This window comes from Paenibacillus sp. FSL F4-0122 (genome assembly GCF_038002845.1).
In the GTDB taxonomy this organism is placed as follows: domain Bacteria; phylum Bacillota; class Bacilli; order Paenibacillales; family Paenibacillaceae; genus Paenibacillus_AQ; species Paenibacillus_AQ odorifer.
Genome location: NZ_JBBODI010000001.1, coordinates 2,987,335 through 3,006,448, shown reverse-complemented (window position 1 = coordinate 3,006,448; position 19,114 = coordinate 2,987,335). Strand labels below are relative to the sequence as shown.

Annotated in this window: 24 protein-coding genes and 1 rRNA gene; 2 read left to right on the top strand and 23 right to left on the bottom strand. The window is 45.2% G+C overall.

The window, feature by feature from the left end:
- Nucleotides 1-29 precede the first annotated feature (29 nt).
- The 3 genes from MHH49_RS12890 to MHH49_RS12880 form a co-directional block, all read right to left on the bottom strand.
- Nucleotides 30-1,587 (bottom strand): 16S ribosomal RNA (locus MHH49_RS12890).
- Between the two features lie 360 nt (nucleotides 1,588-1,947).
- The gene (locus MHH49_RS12885) at nucleotides 1,948-2,178 is read right to left on the bottom strand and encodes a hypothetical protein (protein ID WP_036680631.1); all 231 of its coding nucleotides are present in this window, start codon (nucleotides 2,176-2,178) and stop codon (nucleotides 1,948-1,950) included.
- 252 nt (nucleotides 2,179-2,430) lie between these two features.
- Nucleotides 2,431-3,042 carry a stage II sporulation protein M gene (locus MHH49_RS12880; RefSeq protein WP_341138181.1) on the bottom strand — a complete coding sequence of 204 codons (612 nt, stop codon included), beginning with the start codon at nucleotides 3,040-3,042 and terminating at the stop codon, nucleotides 2,431-2,433.
- A 108-nt stretch (nucleotides 3,043-3,150) separates the two neighbouring features.
- On the opposite strand from MHH49_RS12880, the gene pdaB reads away from it, so the two are divergent.
- Complete coding sequence (pdaB, locus tag MHH49_RS12875) at nucleotides 3,151-3,954, top strand: polysaccharide deacetylase family sporulation protein PdaB (protein ID WP_036680629.1); 804 nt, start codon at nucleotides 3,151-3,153, stop codon at nucleotides 3,952-3,954.
- A gap of 50 nt (nucleotides 3,955-4,004) precedes the next feature.
- Here the strand turns inward: pdaB and MHH49_RS12870 are convergent, their stop codons facing one another.
- Together MHH49_RS12870 and MHH49_RS12865 are read right to left on the bottom strand one after the other, a co-directional pair.
- Complete coding sequence (locus MHH49_RS12870; protein ID WP_052097348.1) at nucleotides 4,005-4,826, bottom strand: PPK2 family polyphosphate kinase; 822 nt, start codon at nucleotides 4,824-4,826, stop codon at nucleotides 4,005-4,007.
- A gap of 242 nt (nucleotides 4,827-5,068) precedes the next feature.
- Nucleotides 5,069-5,659 carry a KinB-signaling pathway activation protein gene (locus tag MHH49_RS12865; RefSeq protein WP_038574906.1) on the bottom strand — a complete coding sequence of 197 codons (591 nt, stop codon included), beginning with the start codon at nucleotides 5,657-5,659 and terminating at the stop codon, nucleotides 5,069-5,071.
- Nucleotides 5,660-5,791: 132 nt separating this feature from the next.
- Here MHH49_RS12865 and gerD point away from each other — a divergent pair, with 132 nt between their 5' ends.
- Nucleotides 5,792-6,478, top strand: coding sequence for a spore germination lipoprotein GerD (gene gerD, locus MHH49_RS12860; protein ID WP_036680627.1), 687 nt, complete (start codon nucleotides 5,792-5,794; stop codon nucleotides 6,476-6,478).
- Nucleotides 6,479-6,537: 59 nt separating this feature from the next.
- On the opposite strand, the gene MHH49_RS12855 is transcribed toward gerD, so the two are convergent.
- The 18 genes from MHH49_RS12855 to rplO form a co-directional block, all read right to left on the bottom strand.
- Nucleotides 6,538-7,647 (bottom strand): Mrp/NBP35 family ATP-binding protein, encoded by a 1,110-nt coding sequence (locus MHH49_RS12855; RefSeq protein WP_076186606.1) that lies wholly within the window; start codon nucleotides 7,645-7,647, stop codon nucleotides 6,538-6,540.
- A gap of 90 nt (nucleotides 7,648-7,737) precedes the next feature.
- Nucleotides 7,738-8,478 (bottom strand): N-acetylmuramoyl-L-alanine amidase CwlD, encoded by a 741-nt coding sequence (gene cwlD / locus MHH49_RS12850; RefSeq protein ID WP_038573445.1) that lies wholly within the window; start codon nucleotides 8,476-8,478, stop codon nucleotides 7,738-7,740.
- A gap of 78 nt (nucleotides 8,479-8,556) precedes the next feature.
- Complete coding sequence (sat, locus tag MHH49_RS12845; RefSeq protein WP_076186611.1) at nucleotides 8,557-9,726, bottom strand: sulfate adenylyltransferase; 1,170 nt, start codon at nucleotides 9,724-9,726, stop codon at nucleotides 8,557-8,559.
- Between the two features lie 37 nt (nucleotides 9,727-9,763).
- A complete protein-coding gene (locus MHH49_RS12840) occupies nucleotides 9,764-10,456 on the bottom strand; it encodes a phosphoadenylyl-sulfate reductase (protein WP_036680616.1) in 693 nt (230 codons plus the stop codon).
- Between the two features lie 227 nt (nucleotides 10,457-10,683).
- On the bottom strand, nucleotides 10,684-11,076 hold the full coding sequence (gene rpsI / locus MHH49_RS12835; RefSeq protein WP_025706574.1) for a 30S ribosomal protein S9: 393 nt from the start codon (nucleotides 11,074-11,076) through the stop codon (nucleotides 10,684-10,686).
- Nucleotides 11,077-11,096: 20 nt separating this feature from the next.
- A complete protein-coding gene (gene rplM, locus MHH49_RS12830) occupies nucleotides 11,097-11,534 on the bottom strand; it encodes a 50S ribosomal protein L13 (protein WP_036680589.1) in 438 nt (145 codons plus the stop codon).
- A 229-nt stretch (nucleotides 11,535-11,763) separates the two neighbouring features.
- Nucleotides 11,764-12,546, bottom strand: a complete 783-nt coding sequence (truA, locus tag MHH49_RS12825) for a tRNA pseudouridine(38-40) synthase TruA (protein WP_036680587.1) — start codon at nucleotides 12,544-12,546, stop codon at nucleotides 11,764-11,766.
- A 317-nt stretch (nucleotides 12,547-12,863) separates the two neighbouring features.
- A complete protein-coding gene (gene rplQ, locus MHH49_RS12820; protein ID WP_019908254.1) occupies nucleotides 12,864-13,229 on the bottom strand; it encodes a 50S ribosomal protein L17 in 366 nt (121 codons plus the stop codon).
- Nucleotides 13,230-13,263: 34 nt separating this feature from the next.
- A complete protein-coding gene (locus tag MHH49_RS12815; RefSeq protein ID WP_036680585.1) occupies nucleotides 13,264-14,208 on the bottom strand; it encodes a DNA-directed RNA polymerase subunit alpha in 945 nt (314 codons plus the stop codon).
- A 130-nt stretch (nucleotides 14,209-14,338) separates the two neighbouring features.
- Nucleotides 14,339-14,734, bottom strand: coding sequence for a 30S ribosomal protein S11 (gene rpsK / locus MHH49_RS12810; RefSeq protein WP_019908251.1), 396 nt, complete (start codon nucleotides 14,732-14,734; stop codon nucleotides 14,339-14,341).
- 19 nt (nucleotides 14,735-14,753) lie between these two features.
- Complete coding sequence (rpsM, locus tag MHH49_RS12805; RefSeq protein ID WP_036680583.1) at nucleotides 14,754-15,122, bottom strand: 30S ribosomal protein S13; 369 nt, start codon at nucleotides 15,120-15,122, stop codon at nucleotides 14,754-14,756.
- 19 nt (nucleotides 15,123-15,141) lie between these two features.
- A complete protein-coding gene (rpmJ, locus tag MHH49_RS12800) occupies nucleotides 15,142-15,255 on the bottom strand; it encodes a 50S ribosomal protein L36 (protein ID WP_003322638.1) in 114 nt (37 codons plus the stop codon).
- A 53-nt stretch (nucleotides 15,256-15,308) separates the two neighbouring features.
- Complete coding sequence (infA, locus tag MHH49_RS12795) at nucleotides 15,309-15,524, bottom strand: translation initiation factor IF-1 (RefSeq protein WP_036652996.1); 216 nt, start codon at nucleotides 15,522-15,524, stop codon at nucleotides 15,309-15,311.
- Between the two features lie 2 nt (nucleotides 15,525-15,526).
- Nucleotides 15,527-15,835, bottom strand: a complete 309-nt coding sequence (locus MHH49_RS12790) for a KOW domain-containing RNA-binding protein (RefSeq protein WP_036680581.1) — start codon at nucleotides 15,833-15,835, stop codon at nucleotides 15,527-15,529.
- An 11-nt stretch (nucleotides 15,836-15,846) separates the two neighbouring features.
- The gene (gene map, locus MHH49_RS12785) at nucleotides 15,847-16,599 is read right to left on the bottom strand and encodes a type I methionyl aminopeptidase (protein WP_038573450.1); all 753 of its coding nucleotides are present in this window, start codon (nucleotides 16,597-16,599) and stop codon (nucleotides 15,847-15,849) included.
- Between the two features lie 4 nt (nucleotides 16,600-16,603).
- Complete coding sequence (locus MHH49_RS12780) at nucleotides 16,604-17,248, bottom strand: adenylate kinase (RefSeq protein ID WP_038573451.1); 645 nt, start codon at nucleotides 17,246-17,248, stop codon at nucleotides 16,604-16,606.
- 96 nt (nucleotides 17,249-17,344) lie between these two features.
- Complete coding sequence (secY, locus tag MHH49_RS12775; RefSeq protein ID WP_340394666.1) at nucleotides 17,345-18,643, bottom strand: preprotein translocase subunit SecY; 1,299 nt, start codon at nucleotides 18,641-18,643, stop codon at nucleotides 17,345-17,347.
- On the bottom strand, nucleotides 18,643-19,083 hold the full coding sequence (rplO, locus tag MHH49_RS12770) for a 50S ribosomal protein L15 (RefSeq protein ID WP_036680569.1): 441 nt from the start codon (nucleotides 19,081-19,083) through the stop codon (nucleotides 18,643-18,645). Before rplO ends, secY begins: the two co-directional genes overlap by 1 nt.
- Between the last annotated feature and the right edge of the window lie 31 nt (nucleotides 19,084-19,114).

Below are 19,114 nucleotides of genomic sequence, written 5' to 3'. Positions count from 1 at the left end.
TCCTCATTGCAGAGAACGATTCTCCATAGAAAGGAGGTGATCCAGCCGCACCTTCCGATACGGCTACCTTGTTACGACTTCACCCCAATCATCTACCCCACCTTCGGCGGCTGGCTCCCTTGCGGGTTACCCCACCGACTTCGGGTGTTGTAAACTCTCGTGGTGTGACGGGCGGTGTGTACAAGACCCGGGAACGTATTCACCGCGGCATGCTGATCCGCGATTACTAGCAATTCCGACTTCATGCAGGCGAGTTGCAGCCTGCAATCCGAACTGAGACCGGCTTTGATGGGATTGGCTCCACCTCGCGGCTTCGCTTCCCGTTGTACCGGCCATTGTAGTACGTGTGTAGCCCAGGTCATAAGGGGCATGATGATTTGACGTCATCCCCACCTTCCTCCGGTTTGTCACCGGCAGTCACTCTAGAGTGCCCAGCATTACCTGCTGGCAACTAAAGTTAAGGGTTGCGCTCGTTGCGGGACTTAACCCAACATCTCACGACACGAGCTGACGACAACCATGCACCACCTGTCTCCTCTGTCCCGAAGGCCGCTGCTATCTCTAGCAGATTCAGAGGGATGTCAAGACCTGGTAAGGTTCTTCGCGTTGCTTCGAATTAAACCACATACTCCACTGCTTGTGCGGGTCCCCGTCAATTCCTTTGAGTTTCAGTCTTGCGACCGTACTCCCCAGGCGGAGTGCTTACTGTGTTAACTTCGGCACCAAGGGTATCGAAACCCCTAACACCTAGCACTCATCGTTTACGGCGTGGACTACCAGGGTATCTAATCCTGTTTGCTCCCCACGCTTTCGCGCCTCAGCGTCAGTTACAGCCCAGAAAGTCGCCTTCGCCACTGGTGTTCCTCCACATATCTACGCATTTCACCGCTACACGTGGAATTCCACTTTCCTCTTCTGTACTCAAGCCACCCAGTTTCCAGTGCGACCTCAGGTTGAGCCCAAGGTTTAAACACCAGACTTAAATAGCCGCCTGCGCGCGCTTTACGCCCAATAATTCCGGACAACGCTTGCCCCCTACGTATTACCGCGGCTGCTGGCACGTAGTTAGCCGGGGCTTTCTTCTCAGGTACCGTCACTCCGGTAGCAGTTACTCTACCGGACGTTCTTCCCTGGCAACAGAGCTTTACGATCCGAAAACCTTCATCACTCACGCGGCGTTGCTCCGTCAGGCTTTCGCCCATTGCGGAAGATTCCCTACTGCTGCCTCCCGTAGGAGTCTGGGCCGTGTCTCAGTCCCAGTGTGGCCGTTCACCCTCTCAGGTCGGCTACGCATCGTCGCCTTGGTGGGCCGTTACCCCACCAACTAGCTAATGCGCCGCAGGCCCATCCCTCAGTGACAGATTGCTCCGTCTTTCATTCTTCTCTCAGGAGAAAAAAGAAATTATCCGGTATTAGCTACCGTTTCCGGTAGTTATCCCAGTCTGAAGGGCAGGTTGCCTACGTGTTACTCACCCGTCCGCCGCTAAGTTATTTTGAAAGCAAGCTTTCAAAATAACTCCGCTCGACTTGCATGTATTAGGCACGCCGCCAGCGTTCGTCCTGAGCCAGGATCAAACTCTCCAATTAGTATTGAAAAGAGCGATATGCTCATTTTGAAACATCTGACGAGAAAATTAATTCTCTAATTTCGGACCTCACTTGCGTGATTTCCTACTCACTCGTTGTTCAGTTTTCAAAGATCAATGTCTCTCATTTCGTCGTCGTTGTTTATCAGCGGCGACCTTTATAATATATCACAGTGTTAAGCTGTTTGGCAAGTCTTTTTTTTGAAAAATCTTTTTTTTCAATTTTTCTTGCCTTCCGCTTCCCTTTTACACAAGCAAAAGGAGCGCGAGATATAATTTATCATGAGCACTCCTTTTTAGTCAAGCTATTTTATTAAATAATCTGAAAACTTTATAAAACTGTAGCAATTCTCGTATATCTTCAGTGTTTATACTGAGAAGAACGTCCACCCCATGCATACTTGGAAAGCTCTTTCTGAGGAGCGAAGCGAGCATACATCCGGAATACAGTCTTATATCTATTAGCGATGGCGTGCCTGATATTTTGGTCCAAGCGCTGATCACTCAAATCTAACAGCATCTCATCTAGTTCTTTTCTCAAAACATAATCCAGTTCCTTGCATTCCTTTTCGTTAAACAACATTCCCAACATATGCTTGGCCTCCTTCATGAAGTTGCAATTAACACCTTCTCTAAACCCCCAAAACCTTTTTGCATAATCAGTAAGTACATCTCATGGAGAAAGCTGCCTTAAGATCCTCTTACACTAGATTAACCGGAGTCCTCTTTTTATAACCATAATTATTAAAAATTCCCTTTATGGTTTCTTCTCGATTATATACTCCTTACCTTTAGGCAATCCTTGGATGAACGCCCTTAATGTTATGCTCTATTCCCGGAAGTTTTATGATAAAAGTGAAAAAGTAATTGTACTTTCAATAATGGCTGCAACAAATAACAGGATTACAGTCCATATGGAAGCCGTAAGTGTTTGACGCATGAAAGCAGACCAGTCTGCGCTTCTCTCCTCTTTTCTATCTGTAGATCGAAATAAACTTGAAATCACTTTCCCGCCAAAATGCAGTCCAAAGGCACACGCGATAATGATTGCCGGAATCTCTATAATCCCGTGTGGCAGTAATCCTTTTACGATTAAATCGAACAAATCCTGTCCTTGCAGTGCGGATAAATGTATCAAGTAGCCAATTACCGCTCCGTTTATAAATAAGAATATAGCTGGCAATATGCCGAACAACGCTCCCAGGAAAATAATAACCACGCCCTTGATGGCGTTATTCAGAAATATAAATACAAAGAAGTTCCATTGCGGATTAGAGGTGTCTCTTAAGTTTCCGCTGATCTCACTTAGCCCTTCCAATTGCTGAACCAATAGTTTTTCCAGACTACTTGTGGCTACCCAGCCAACAAACGCTCCTATTACGAAGAGCAGACAGGACAGCAGCAAAGCCTTGCGGATCGATTTAATATCTTTAACAAACGTGAAGAACGACAACATAAATACCTCCTGAAATTGTGATCTCTGTTTCTTAGGTCATAACCGTGCGGTACGAGCATACATTTAGAACAAACAAGCATTTCGCATGGGAGAGGAGCGCTGTCATTAATGAATTCTTTTTATGTATTCAGCGGCAAAAAGATCAAAAGGTTCATCTATATCTTCGCCGCTGTGCTTCTTGCTGCTGGAGTTGTCTATGTCGAGAGGGGCAATATCACCGTTTTTTCTGAGGCTGGACCTTCTGCCATTTACAGTGTGCCAACAGAGAAGAAGCTGATTGCCCTAACCTTCGATATTAGCTGGGGGGAAAAGAGACCCGAACCAATTTTGAAGGTACTTGAAGACAAGAAAGTGGACAAAGCCACCTTCTTCCTATCGTCACCATGGAGTAAGACTCACCCCGATATTGTAACAAGCATCAAAAACGCAGGATTCGAAATTGGCAGTCATGGCCATAAACACGTCAATTACAGCACTCTAAGTAACGAAGAGATTCGCACTCAGATCACAACGGCTCACACTGTGCTTACAGAATTAACCGGTAAAGAACCAAACTTAATTCGTATGCCTAATGGTGATTTTGACAAAAGAGTTCTGCAAGTGGCCAATGATCTTGGTTACAAAGTCATCCAGTGGGACACAGACTCTCTAGACTGGAAGAACATAGGTGTAGACAATATCGTGAAGCGTGTAACGACTAAAGCACATCCTGGTGATATCGTTCTACTGCATGCCAGCGATTCCTGCAAACAAACTCACGAAGCTCTTCCGCAAATTATCGATGAGCTCCGCAGACAAGGTTATGAATTCGTTACCGTCTCTGAGCTGATCAGCCAAAGCAACGCAGAGGGTAAAGAGGTTCGTGACTCGGCCTCACTAAATAGTGCCTTAGAGGATGCTGCTGGGCTGTAACATTCCTCCCAATCTTAGGTACCGCAATAGATGTTGGTCTTATCCAAATATTAATGACGCGGGGAAATGAGCTCCGATATGTCGGGTGTGGGGGTATTCAGCTTCGGATAGCTCAGATCCAGACTCTCCAGTGTCTTTACAACGATGGATAAGGCCAAATAGTTGCGGTACCATTGATGATTGGCTGGTATCCAGTACCAGGGTGCTTTATCAATACTAGACTCCTTAAAAACATCTACATATGCCTCTTGGTAATCATCCCAAAACTCCCGCTCCTGTAGATCACTTGCGTCGAATTTCCAGTGTTTTTTGGGATCTTCAAGCCGTTCTTTGATTTTCTTAAGCTGCTTTTCTTTTGAAATATGCAGAAAAAGCTTGATAATTGTCGTTCCCTCTTCCACCAGCATCTCCTCAAACTGCCGTATGTAACGAAAGCGGCGCTTCAAGTCATCCTTTTTCAGTCCCCCATGTACCCGCGGTACCAATACATCTTCATAGTGTGAGCGGTTAAATGCAGAGATGTAGCCTTTAGGGGGGGTCTTTTGATGCACTCTCCATAAGAAATCGTGAGCTTCTTCCTCCAGAGAAGGTTTCTTGAAGCTGGTCACTATAAAGCCTTGTGGATTGATCCCTGAAAAAATGTGTTTAACCGTTCCATCCTTACCGCTGGAATCCATCCCTTGCAGAATTACTAGCAGTGAATGCTTTTTCTGTGCAAAAAGAATATCTTGAAGTTCTGCCAACCGTTCCTTTAACTGCTCTGTTTTGGCTTCTGCTTCTTTTTTTGATTTAAAGTTACCTGTATCGTCCGGGTCCAGCTTGTTAAGCTGGATTTCATTTGTGTCTTTTATCATATAGCGCTTGATGTCCATATATTCCCCTCCTGAAAGTTTTGTGAGCGATGCTACGTTTTGTATTACTACGTACAAAACTCGCTTCGGAAGCATCTACTTAGTTTTGTGAGCGTTGCTACACACAAAGAATCCGCTCTATTGTTCTTTAAGATTAACCTCCTCCAGCGGATTCTAATCGTTAGGATACATTCTAGAGAAAAAACCCCGTCTTCTGAAGGCCAGAGCACGGGGTTCATGATTTGCTGAATTCGCCCCAGCCTTTATCCGGCTGCCGGCTTGAGAATACGGTGAAGCATCAAAATTTGGAATGCATTACAGGCGATGAGCGGAACAACAATAAACACTGTCGCACTATCAACACCTATACGGAGCACGCCGATAATTTCCACAATTGAAATAGCTGTCATAAAAAAGAGGGTTGGAATCCAAGCTGAGATGTTTGTACTTTTCACTTTGAAATAAGACACAATAATGGCAGCTAACAAAATAAAGATTCCTAATATTAGATCAGACAAGACACTTCTTTCCCCGCCAACGACGGTACGCAAAAAAATCAGTTCAAGCAATGCGAGCACAGAAAGCACCAGTTGTATGTATTTCCAAATTTTTGGCGGGAAAACACCATTGCCCATGTAATTTAAAATTAGATAAGCAAAAAAACCAAGTTGCGCATAAACACTGACAAGCATACCGTAGCCGAATAGTATCAGCGGGTATAAAAAGAAATCAGCGACACTTTTGAAATCAATTCGACCGTTCACGAATTGCAGTGCCAGACCTGCGATTACTGCTCCGCCCGCTCCTATTAGAAGGGTTGTCCAAAATAAATAAAACCATTTTTTTATACTCAGCCACTTCACCTCCCCCTATGTCAGATTTATTTTACCAAGGATACCGACAAAACACCATTACATCAGCAACATAAATGTGTGTTAATGCGGCATAATACAACTGGAGAATCCTAATAAAGGAGGGCAGCGCCAATGAAATGGAGATTTATCGGATCTGTGGGTTTGGCTTTAAGCTTTGTTATGGCCTTAACGGCTTGCGGAAGTGAGCAGAGCAGTTCTTCTTCTGGTCAGGGCAGTTATAAAGAAATGAAGACCATGGTTATTGATATATTAAAAAGTGAAGATGGAAAAAAAGCAGTTGAGGAATCATTATCAAATTCCAGTTCTGGAGGCACCAGCGGAATGAGTATGAAAATGATGCCACTTCAAACAACAGAGGATATAAAAACCGCTGTTAAAGATACCCTCACTGCACCGGAATATCAAAAGGAAATCGAGAAAATTATGACTGATCCCAAGTTCGCAGGCGATTTTGCTAAAGCCATTCAATCACAAAGCAAAGAATTGCACCTGCAACTAATTAAAGATCCCACCTATCAAAAATCCGTCGAGGAAATCATGAAGTCTCCAGAAATGATGACCATGTTTCTTAATCTCACCAAAACACCTGACTACCGAAAGCAATCCATGAAGACCATCCAGGAATCTATGCAGACTCCATTATTCCGGATGGAGGTATTGAATTTACTTAAAAAGGTCGTTCAGGACGAGCTCGAACCGAAGGAACAGAAAAAGGGTGGCGAAAGCGGCGATAAACAGGAAGGCAGCGGCAGCGGTGGTGAAAGTGGCAGCGGTAGCGGCGATGATTCAAGCACATAACCAAAAAGAGGCCTTATCCCACCTAACAAAGTGGGACGGCCTCTTTTTATGCATAATAATTAGTGCTCATATTTCGCAATCAGCTTATCGGCGATATCAGCAAACAACAACGCAGTTGCTGTGTCTTCCTTGTATACGGAAGGTGAGAAATCCGGTTCAGAAATATGGTTGTCCGGTGCGCCCAATGGAACTTGTGCAAGCAGCTCCGTATGGAGTGTCTCCGCAAGCCGAGCGCCTCCGCCTCTGCCAAAAATATAATCTTTTTTACCGCAGTCTTTACACTCATAATAAGCCATGTTCTCAATGACCCCAATAATCTCATGTTCTGTCTGCAGAGCCATAGAGCCCGCTCTAGCCGCCACAAACGCTGCGGTAGCATGAGGGGTAGTAACAATAATCTCTTTGCTGTGAGGAAGCATCTGATGTACGTCAAGCGCCACATCACCTGTACCTGGAGGAAGATCAAGCAGCATATAATCAAGTTCTCCCCAGCCCACATCACCGAAGAATTGGCGCAGCATTTTGCCAAGCATAGGTCCCCGCCAAATTACCGGACTATTCTCACGGATAAAGAAGCCCATAGACATGACCTTCACTCCGAAACGTTCCACAGGAATAATGATTCCCTCTTCTACAACGGGTCCCTCTTCGATTCCCATCATATCAGGGATGCTAAACCCATAAATGTCCGCATCAATCAATCCAACCTTTTTACCTTTTCTAGCCAAAGCTACTGCCAAATTCACAGTAACCGTAGACTTTCCAACACCGCCTTTACCACTGGCAATGGCGATAAAGTTAACACCAGAGTTCTCATTGATTAATTCATGATCGTCAAGGCCTGCTGCATGTCCCTTAAGTTTCCCCGGTTCATCAACCAACGGCTCTTCCCCGGCACTCTCTCCTCGAAGCAGAGCACGTTCATAATCGGTTGCATCACGCAGCCGGATATGCACATTAGTGACTCCACCTGCTTCAAGCAACTCACGAACCCGTTGTTCTAGATCCATGCGACTTTGCTCTTCAGGATCCAGACACACGATTGATAAAGATATACGATCTTCTTTAATCATAATGTCACGGATCAGCTGTAGTTCCACAAGGCTTTTTCCGGTTTCCGGGTCTATTATTGACTGCAGTATTTCCTGGATATGTTCCCTAGTCAGCATGGAAAGCACCTCTGTTTCCCTTCCGGAGGAGAATTCTTCCGGAGTTTTTGTCTATTATAGCATTACCCATCTCCTGATGAGTAGTCCCGGCTACTCGGAAGCATAACGAAGAATGCCACGATATATGCTAGTCGCTACCTTGCGTTGATAAACATCATCTCCGAGTAGAACTGATTCCTGAGGGTGCGACAAAAAACCGACCTCTACAAGGATCGCAGGTATTTTTAATGCTTTTAGTAGATAAACAGTATTTACAGTCTTAGCTACACGATCAGTATTCTCCAGTGTAGTCTTCAGCTCACTCTGTACAAACTCTGCGATAGCTTTATTATCCTTGTGATTGGGATAGTAAAAGGTCTGCGCCCCGCTCCATCGGTTCGAAGGCACACTGTTCATGTGAACGCTTATAAAAAGATCTGCGCCCTTCTCTTCAATACTTCTTACTCTTTGCTTAAGATCTTCAGTCTTGCGCTTAGAATAGCCCTTAGTGCCCTCCTGAGCCAAATCATAATCCCCTTCACGGGTCATTACAACAATAGCCCCTGCCTGTTGCAGGTAATCACGTAAATAAAGAGAGACCGCAAGATTAATGTCTTTCTCAATTAGCCCTTCCCGGCTAACTGCCCCTCCATCTGCTCCCCCATGTCCAGCGTCGATAGCGATCACTTTACCAGACAAAGGCAGACTCCAATAATTTAACGTTTTGGCAGTAGGCATGTCATACGCTATAATGCCGATCATTATAGCTAGCAGTGTCGCGCCCAGCATACATTTTTTGATACTGCTCCATGAGATCCAGACCGAGACTTTACTGTGTTTTCGGCCAGACATAACAAAGACCCCCTCGTCCCGATAGATAATACTCATCTATATGGGACAAGAAGGCCAAATAGTACTAGCTAACTATGATTAAGCTGTTACTTCTTGAGTCATGCCTTCAATTAGAATCTGCGCAACCTCAGGTCGCGTAAATTCAGGAGGCGGACATTGACCCTCCCGAAGCAAAGCCCGTACCTTTGTACCCGACAAAGTCATATGATCATCGCCAGGATGTGGGCAGGTTTTACTGGAAGCCATATTTCCGCATTTTTTACAGAAGAAGCTGTGTTCAAAAAATAATGGAGTAATATCAAGTTCCTCAGCGGTGAAATTCGCGAAAATTTCTTGCGCTTCATAAGTTCCGTAGTAATCACCTACGCCCGCATGGTCACGTCCGACAATAAAATGGGTGCAGCCATAATTTTTGCGAACCATAGCATGAAAAATCGCTTCTCTCGGACCAGCATAACGCATGGCCGCCGGGAAAACACCTAGAAAGGTACGATCCTCAGGATAATAATTCTCCAAAAGCGCCAGGTAGCTCTTCATTCGTACATTTGCCGGTACATCATCAGACTTCGTCTCACCCACTAGCGGGTTTAAGAACAGAGCGTCTACAACCTCCATAGCGCACTTCTGAATATATTCATGTGCACGATGAACAGGGTTACGCGTCTGGAAGCCTACAACTGTTCTCCAGCCCTTGTCTGCAAATATCTTACGTGTAGCTGAAGGGTCAAAATAAAATTCTCCGAACTTTTCTGGCTGTGGTCTATTCAGCACTGTAATTGGTCCTCCTACATAGATAGCCGGGCGGGCCAACAGCTTACTTACTCCTGGATGTTCAGGGTCTGTTGTTTTGAATACATTTTGCGCTTCAAGGTTTTGATCAACCGTATAAATACTCTCAATATCCAATAAACCGTAGATCTCGCCATCCTCTTCACCGATTAGAGATACCTTGTCTCCAATAGCTAAACCAGAGGCCACATCCTCTTCTACAGCAAGTGTTATTGGAATGCTCCACACTGTGCCATCTGCTAAACGCATGTTTTTGACTACGGAGTGATAATCTTGTTCATTCAAAAATCCAGTCAGTGGAGAAAATGCACCTACCGCAATTAGATCCAAATCAGATAAAGTCCAGGTGTTCACGGCAATCGCCTTATAATCACGTGCAAGCTGCAGTAATTCTTCTCTTTCTGTACCCTCTACTACACAGTTAACTAATGTTCCGCCATGCGGACGTATTGAAGTCATTATCGTCTCTCCTTCTGTGTTCTCACGGGGATAGGTCCTACTTGTGTAATCCGCACTCAGTCTTCTCTGATCCAGCCCAACGTCCAGCACGCGGATCTTCACCAGGCATAACCTGACGTGTACATTGCTCACAGCCGATACTTGGATAGTTACGGTCATGTAGAGGGTTATAAATTACATCATTTTCACGAATATAGTTCCATACATCTTCGGTTGTCCAATCCGCAATTGGATTAAACTTAACCAAACCAAATTTATAATCATACTCAACCTTTTTGGCATTAGCACGGGTAGGCGCTTGGTCACGACGAATGCCTGTAATCCAAGCTTCATATTGAGATAGGATGCGAGTCAGCGGCTCTACTTTACGAATCCCACAGCATTGGTTAGGATCTACTGTCCATAACGCATCACCGTGTTGAAGTGCTTGCTCCTGCGGAGTGATTTGTGGAGACACTCGTACGAACTCCAGCCCGTATTTATCTGCCATCAAATCTCTGGTTTCATAGGTTTCCTTAAAATGATAATCTGTATCGAGATAAAAGACGTCTGTAGACGGACTAACTTTGTGAAGCATATCAACTAGCACTACATCTTCGGCACCAAAACTGCAGGCAAAAGTAATGTTAGGAAATGTTTCTACAGCCCAGCGGATAATTTCCTCGGGTGAAGCAGTTTCTAATTCTTCGGCCTTAACTTTGATTAAATCCTCTTTCTCGAGCAGGTTCATTAAGGTATTCCTCCATCCAAAATATTAATCGTATGAATAAATGAGGTAAAAGAAGTAATAAAACCAACTAATTCTATATGAAATAGTATATAACTTTTACTGAGGAAGTCAATGCGTTTCATCCGTTAGAATTAGTAAATAGATGCAAAAAAAGCCCATTTCTTGTGGAAAGGGGCAACAAAAATAAAACCCTTGGCCATATGGCCAAGGGTTGAATTCTGTAGATATTAACGTTTCGAGAACTGAGGCGCACGACGTGCAGCCTTCAAGCCGTATTTCTTACGTTCCTTCATACGTGGGTCACGAGTCAGGAAGCCGGCTTTCTTCAATGCACCGCGATATTCAGGGTCAACTTTAAGCAATGCACGGGAGATACCGTGACGAATTGCTCCAGCTTGACCGGAAATGCCGCCACCATGTGCAAGAACGATTACATCGTAGTTGCCCAGTGTTTCAGTCAGGTTCAAAGGTTGTTTTACGATCATTTTCAGTGTTTCCACACCGAAATATTCGTCCATCTCACGTTTGTTAATGACAATGCGTCCTTCACCCGGTACAAGGCGAACACGTGCTACCGAATGTTTACGACGACCTGTCCCATAGTATTGTACTTGTGCCATGAAACTGTCCTCCTCTATTCTTATCCGCGAAGTTCGTAAACTTCAGGTTTTTGTGCTGCATGTGGATGCTCGGCGCCTGCATATACTTTCAATCTCAGCTTCATGTGGTCCCCTTGACGAGTCTTAGGAATCATACCATGAACCGCGAATTCAATTACGCGTTCTGGTTTAGTATTCAGCAGAGTTTCAGCATTAGTAACTTTCAAACCACCTGGGTGCATCGAGTGACGGTAGTATTTTTTGTTTTGCAATTTCTTACCGGTCAAGTGAATTTTCTCAGCGTTGATAACGATAACGAAATCTCCTGTATCAACGTGTGGAGTGAATTGCGGTTTGTGTTTGCCACGGATCAAAGCAGCGGCTTCGCTGGCCAAACGACCGAGTGTTTTGCCTTCGGCATCAATAATGTGCCAATTGCGTTCAACTTCGTTCGGCTTCGCCATATAGGTGGTACGCATGAATGTTTCCTCCTTGTTCTCGTACGAAAATCTTCTGTTTCGTATATCTTGTTTCTCATTGAATTACGATTATGTGAGTTAAGCAAAGCATTTTTTTGGCATTTTCTCGATCGGGGCTGTGGGATAGCCATCAAGAAAACACAACTTTTATATTACAGTATAAACATAACAAGTGCAAGTGATTTTTAAACATTTAGCCTATTAATCAGGAAGAAATTTATAGAAAAAACTATTCACTTTCAATCTCGTCATATTCAACACTCCACAAAGCTAACCCCATGGCCACAGCTGTTGGACCAGCATGTGATCGATCACATGCTGCCAATATTTCAGCAACCTTATCAGCAGGTATTTTACCTTCCCCCACATGGATCAAAGTCCCCATAATAATGCGAACCATGTGCTGAAGAAATCCACTACCCGTTATATAAGTATGGATAACTCCTTGATCTGATGAAGAGGGTCGGCACATACTGCGATCTACTTCCATATGAGCTTCAAAGATCGTTCGTACATGAGAAGTCTTCGTAGACCGTCGTGATGCAAACGAAGTGAAGTCATGTGTCCCTATAATTTGCGTTAAGCCTTGCTGCATCGCAGGAATATCCAACTTCACTGGATGGTGAAGCTGCCAGCGCCGCTGAAACGGATCTGGAAACCTGTTGCCATTGATCGTGTATCGGTAAGTTTTACGCTTAGCCCCTCTACGAGAGTGAAACGTTAGCGGAACTTCCCTAGCCTCTGTAACCACGATGTCTTGTGGCAGCCGGGCATTAAGCGCTAGACACCAACGTTCAGTTGGGATTCGAGAGGAGGTTGTAAAGTTAAAAGGCTGGCCATAGGCATGTACTCCGGCATCTGTGCGGCCTGAAGCAGTAATCTTAAGCTTCTCACCTGTCAGATGGAGTATGGCTTGCTCCAGCCGATCCTGAATCGTATTGCCCTGAGGCTGGGTCTGAAAGCCATCATAATTCGTTCCGTCATAATTGACCTTCATCAATAGATTACGCATTCCGTTCTCCTTTTTAAACCGGTCAGCAGAACGTCGATCGAAGCACTGTCTGATCTTCTATTTGAAGAAATGGCTTCGCCGTCCCTAGAAGGACGGCATCCATTTTTCATATATAGAACTACAAGTCCTATAGGATCCTTAATTTCAAAAAAAAGAGCCCCTGCGGGAGCTCCTTCAATTGAACCAAGGTGATTCCCACGGTTATTAGTACAGCAGAGTCTTGCGCCTCTGCAGCACAATAACGCTGATATTTCCCCCATCTTTACTCCAAAGAGGGCTGGATGAAAGGGAAGCATCGGAAATCAATACTTGTGATACTACGCGCGGTCTACCAATTCAAGATAAACCATAGGCGCAGCGTCGCCACGACGAGGTCCTAGTTTAAGGATACGAGTGTATCCACCTGGACGCTCAGTGTAACGAGGAGCAATGTCAGAGAACAATTTTTGAATTGCATCTTGTTCACCATCAACAGTCTCGCGGCGAACAAATGCAGCTACTTGACGACGAGCATGAAGATCACCTTTTTTAGCTTTAGTGATCAGCTTTTCAGCGATAGAACGAACTTCTTTCGCTTTAGCTTCCGTTGTTTGGATGCGCTCGTATAAAAACAGATCCGTTACCATGTCGCGAAATAACGCTTTACGCGCACTGGAATCACGGCCCAATTTTTGGTATGCCATTGTGTTTTCCCTCCTTTACTAAAGCAATCTGCAGCTATTCTTCTGTGCGGAGACCCAAACCAAGTTCCTCAAGCTTTTCCTGAACTTCTTCCAAAGATTTGCGACCAAGGTTACGCACCTTCATCATATCTTCTTCAGTCTTCGTGGTAAGCTCTTGTACGGTATTAATACCAGCACGTTTGAGGCAGTTGTAGGAACGAACAGAAAGATCAAGCTCTTCGATTGTCATCTCAAGTACTTTTTCTTTTTTGTCTTCTTCTTTTTCAACCATAATTTCGGCGTCTTTCGCTTCGTCCGTAAGACCTACGAACAGAACGAGGTGCTCGTTCAAAATTTTGGCTCCGAGGCTTACAGCCTCTTCCGGTCTGATACTTCCATCCGTCCAAATTTCAAGCGTCAATTTGTCGTAGTTAGTCACTTGACCAACACGTGTATTGTCTATGCCGTAGTTAACGCGTGAAATTGGAGTGTAGATGGAGTCAACTGGAATAACACCAATTGGCTGATCGTCACGTTTGTTCCGGTCCGCTTGGACATAGCCGCGACCACGGCCTGCAAAAATACGCATATGAAGTCTCGCACCAGGTCCCAGCGTTGCAATGTGAAGATCCGGATTGAGGATCTCAACATCGCTGTCCGCACGGATATCACCTGCGGTAACGATGCCTTCCCCTTCAGCATCAATCTCGAACACTTTTTCCTCGTCTGAATGAATCTTCAGAGACAAGGCTTTAAGGTTCAGAATGATTTCCGTCACATCTTCCATTACGCCTGGAACGGTCGAGAACTCATGCAGAACGCCGTCAATTTGGACCGAAGTCACTGCGGCTCCTGGAAGCGAAGAAAGCAATATCCGGCGAAGCGAGTTCCCCAGAGTCGTGCCATACCCACGTTCCAGCGGTTCAACTACGAATTTCCCATAGGTACCTTCATCATTAGCTTCTACGGTCTCAATCTTCGGCTTTTCGATTTCTATCACGAGTTTACCCCTCCTTCAACGTCGCTCCTATATGAAACTGTCACCCCATCAGGTGCATCATGTAGTATGCCTAAACACCTATTATTAGCAGATGCGTCAGAATTATACCACATTCACAATACTGATTTCACTATACGCGACGACGCTTAGGCGGACGGCATCCATTGTGAGGAACCGGAGTTACGTCTTTAATAAGGTTAACTTCAAGCCCTGCAGCTTGAAGGGAACGGATGGCTGCTTCGCGGCCCGCGCCCGGTCCTTTAACCATAACCTCAACCGACTTCATGCCGTGCTCCATAGCTGCTTTAGCTGCTGATTCAGCTGCCATTTGCGCTGCGAATGGAGTGGACTTACGGGAACCTTTAAATCCTTGGCCGCCGGAGCTTGCCCAGGAAATTGCATTTCCGTGAGGATCCGTGATGGTAACGATGGTGTTGTTGAACGTGGAACGAATATGTGCCACGCCGGATTCGATATTTTTACGGTCGCGACGTTTGGTACGTACGACTTTTTTCGGTTTAGCCATTGTCTCTTATCCCCCCTTATTATTTCTTTTTGTTTGCTACCGTACGACGCGGGCCTTTCCGGGTACGGGCATTCGTTTTAGTACGTTGACCGCGAACAGGCAATCCACGACGGTGGCGAACACCGCGGTAACAGCCGATCTCAGTAAGACGTTTAATATTTAAGGAAATTTCACGACGCAGGTCACCTTCAACCTTAACCGTTTTGTCGATCGTTTCACGCAGTTTGCTGACTTCATCTTCCGTCAAATCACGGACACGTGTATTAGCGCTAATGCCTGTTTCATTAAGAATTTTCTGAGAAGTCGTTTTACCGATTCCGAAAATATAAGTCAAGGCGATCTCAACGCGTTTGTCACGTGGCAAATCCACTCCAGCTATACGAGCCATTTTACGCTACACCCCCTTCTTAACCTTGTTTTTGTTTGTGTTTCGGATTTTCGCAAATCACCATAACAGTCCCTTTGCGGCGGATTACTTTACATTTCTCGCAAATGGGCTTTACAGAAGGTCTTACCTTCATGTTAATTACCTCCTCAAAGTTTTGCGAAGCAAAACTTTTTTCGTAGTTCCCATCTATTTACGGTAAGTTATACGACCTTTTGATAAATCATAAGGCGATAACTGCACGACCACTTTGTCTCCGGTCAAAATACGGATAAAGTGCATCCGCAATTTACCGGATACATGGGCAAGTATTTGATGACCGTTCTCAAGCTCAACCTTAAACGTTGCGTTTGGCAACGGTTCAAGGACAGTACCTTCTACTTCAATGACATCTTCCTTAGCCACAGTTAGTCTCCTTTCTCATCAGCACTTATTCCGGTGGGTCCAGCATACTTCATGACTGCGAATCGCAGCTTTCCGTTTGTTACCCGCCCAGTTTCCTTCAAACTGTCCACAACCTCACTGCTGATGAAGGGTATGAGCTCAAGATGAAGAATATTCTTCTTCTTTGGCCCATCAAACTTACGTTTGTCTCCATCTGCAATGTATACAAATCTGCTATCAACAACTGCGATAACAACGGCTGCCTCTCCGGCATCTTTGCCTTTGAGAATTCTCACTAATTGACCAACCTGCGGGCTGCTCACAGTATTCAAGAGGAGATCACCTACGCATTCAGTTTTGTGAAAATTTCCATGCCGTCCGGAGTAACTGCTACTGTATGCTCGAAGTGAGCACATAGTGAGCCATCAACCGTAACGACAGTCCAGTTATCTTCCAGTGTTCTGACATGTCTCTTTCCTGCGTTTACCATCGGCTCAATCGCGAGCACCATACCCGGTTTCAGACGTGGTCCGCGGTCCGCTATGCCATAATTCGGAATTTGCGGTTCTTCATGCAGTTTTGCCCCAATACCATGACCAACATACTCACGTACGACTGAGAAACCAGCCTCTTCGATGTATTGCTGAATAGCATGGGAGATTGTAAACAAGCGCACATCCGGCTTAACTAACGCCAGTCCCGCGTACAAGGAGCCTTCCGTAACGTCCAGCAAACGCTGAGCCTCTTCGGAAATGCTGCCCACACCGTAGGTCCAGGCGGAATCACCGTGATAACCGCGGTACTCTGCACCGATATCCAGCGTAACAATATCGCCTTCGATCAGTTTACGTTTACCAGGAAATCCATGCACTAATTGTTCGTTGACTGAAGCGCAAATGCTGGCAGGAAAACCGTTGTAGCCTTTGAAAGACGGCACAGCATCTTGACTGCGAATGTATTGATCGGCGATTCTGTCGAGCTCACCCGTTGTAATGCCAGGCTCAATGGCCTGAGCAATAAGACGGTGACTCTCGGCAACAATTCGACCAGCTTCCCTCATAAAGGCAAGTTCCTGTTCGGATTTACAAATGATCATTACATTAACCCCGCATTAAAGACACGATTTCAGAAGTAACGACATTAATTTCGTTTTCCCCGTTTACCTGACGCAAAAGACCTTTATTATCATAAAACGCAAGCAGCGGCGCTGTTTTATTATCATACTCATCCAGGCGCTTGCCTACACTTTCTTCGTTGTCATCCGGACGTTGATATAATTCACCGCCATCAATGTCGCAAATGCCATCTTGCTTCGGCGGGTTGAAGATTAAATGGTAGGATGCTCCGCAAACGCTGCAGATACGACGTCCAGTAAGACGCGCCATTAGCAATCCACGGTCAACATTCAAGTTGATGACATGATCCAAAGAAGTGTTCAAACGGCTAAGAATATCATCCAGCGCTTCCGCTTGCGAAAGAGTTCTTGGAAAACCATCCAATAGAAATCCTTTTTCGCAATCGGACTGCTGCAACCGTTCTTCGACTATCCCAATGGTCACATCATCTGGTACAAGCAAACCTTGATCTATAAATGATTTGGCCTTCAATCCTACCGGAGTTTCCTGTTTGATTGCCAAACGGAAAGCATCTCCTGTCGAAATATGAGGAATACCAAATTCTTTAACGATTTCTGCCGCTTGTGTTCCCTTGCCTGCCCCAGGAGGGCCCATGAATAAAATGTTCACGATTTCTCTCTCCCCCCAAAAGTTCGCCACCAAGCAAGAAACAGCATAATAGGTGCCGGGAAGAATAAAAACTTAAGCTTCACCGGAACCTATCACCTATTTATTGATGAAGCCTTTGTAATGGCGTTTGATCAATTGGCTCTCGATCTGCTTCATAGTATCCAATGCCACACCGATTACGATTAGCAGTGCAGTACCGCCAATTCGAACTTCTTTAGGCAATCCAGATATAGCACCGAAGAACATCGGCAAAACAGAGATCAGAGCTAGGAATAGCGCGCCAGACATAGTCAGACGAGACATTACTCTAGTCAGATATTTCTCTGTAGCTTTACCAGGACGGATACCTGGAATGTACCCACCATTCTTCTTCATGTTATCAGCCATCTGCTGAGGATTCATCTGCACGAACGTATAGAAGAACGTGAACCCAATGATCATCACTACATACAGAAGCATACCAAGTGGAGCATCGGTTGCTAAATACTTAGCAATCCATTGAGCCCAGGCATGTGTTGACCAGAAACTGGAGAGAACAACTGGGAACTGAAGCAATGATACGGCGAAGATTACCGGAATTACACCTGCCGCATTAATTTTCAATGGGATATGTGTATTCTGTCCACCGTACATTTTATTGCCGACTACGCGTTTAGCGTATTGAACAGGAATCTTCCGAATACCTTGCTGTACGAAGATAACTGCTGTAATAATCGCTACAATCACAATCAGCACGATAACGACTTTAAGAATATTCAGGAACACCTGATCCGGCTGAATAAAACTTGAGTTAGCCGTACTTGTGATATATCCCGGAATGGCGGCGACGATTCCCGCAAAAATCAGGATCGAAATCCCGTTCCCGATTCCCTTTTCGGTAATCTGTTCACCAAGCCACATCAAGAAAGAAGTACCCGCCGTCAAGATAATGGCAACCAGCAAGTAATCAGCAAATGTCGCATTCGGCATCATTTGAGTTCCATAAATCCGGTTAAACCCTATCGACGTAGCAAAACCTTGGATCAGGGCTAATATCACTGTACCGTAACGAGTGATTTGCGCCAATTGTTTTTTCCCGTGCTCCCCTTGTTTAGCCCATTCAGCAAACTTGGGAACAACATCCATCGACAGCAATTGCACGATGATGGATGCTGTAATGTACGGGTAAATACTGATCGCAAATATCGAGAAGTTTTTGAGCGCTCCGCCCGAAAAGGTGTTCAAGAGTCCCATCAAAGCGTCACCGCTCTGATTTGCTGTTTGCAGTACATCTTTGTTCACACCAGGAACCGGAACAAACGAACCGATACGGTAGATAATCAGAATGAACAAGGTAAACAGGATCTTTTTGCGCAAATCTTCAACATGCCAGATATTCTTAAGCGTCTTGAACATTAGATCACCTCGGTTTTACCGCCGGCAGCCTCGATTTTCTCTACCGCAGATTGAGAGAACTTATTTGCTTGTACAGTCAATTTTACGGTCAACTCACCGTTGCCGAGAATCTTGATGCCGCTTTTGGAATTCTTGACAACACCAGTTTCAAGCAACAACTGCGGAGTCACTTCAGTTCCTTCTGCAAAGCTATTCAGATCTTCCAGGTTCACAATCGCATACTCTTTACGGGTAGGATTGACGAAACCACGTTTAGGCAGACGACGATAGAGCGGATTTTGTCCACCCTCGAAGCCCGGACGAACACCACCGCCAGAACGTGAGTTTTGACCTTTGTGACCGCGACCGGAAGTTTTACCATTTCCGCTACTAGGACCACGACCAACGCGATTGCGTTCTTTGCGGGAACCAGGAGCTGGAGCAAGTTCATGTAACTTCATCGTTTGCACCTCCTTATGTTTGTTAATTTAT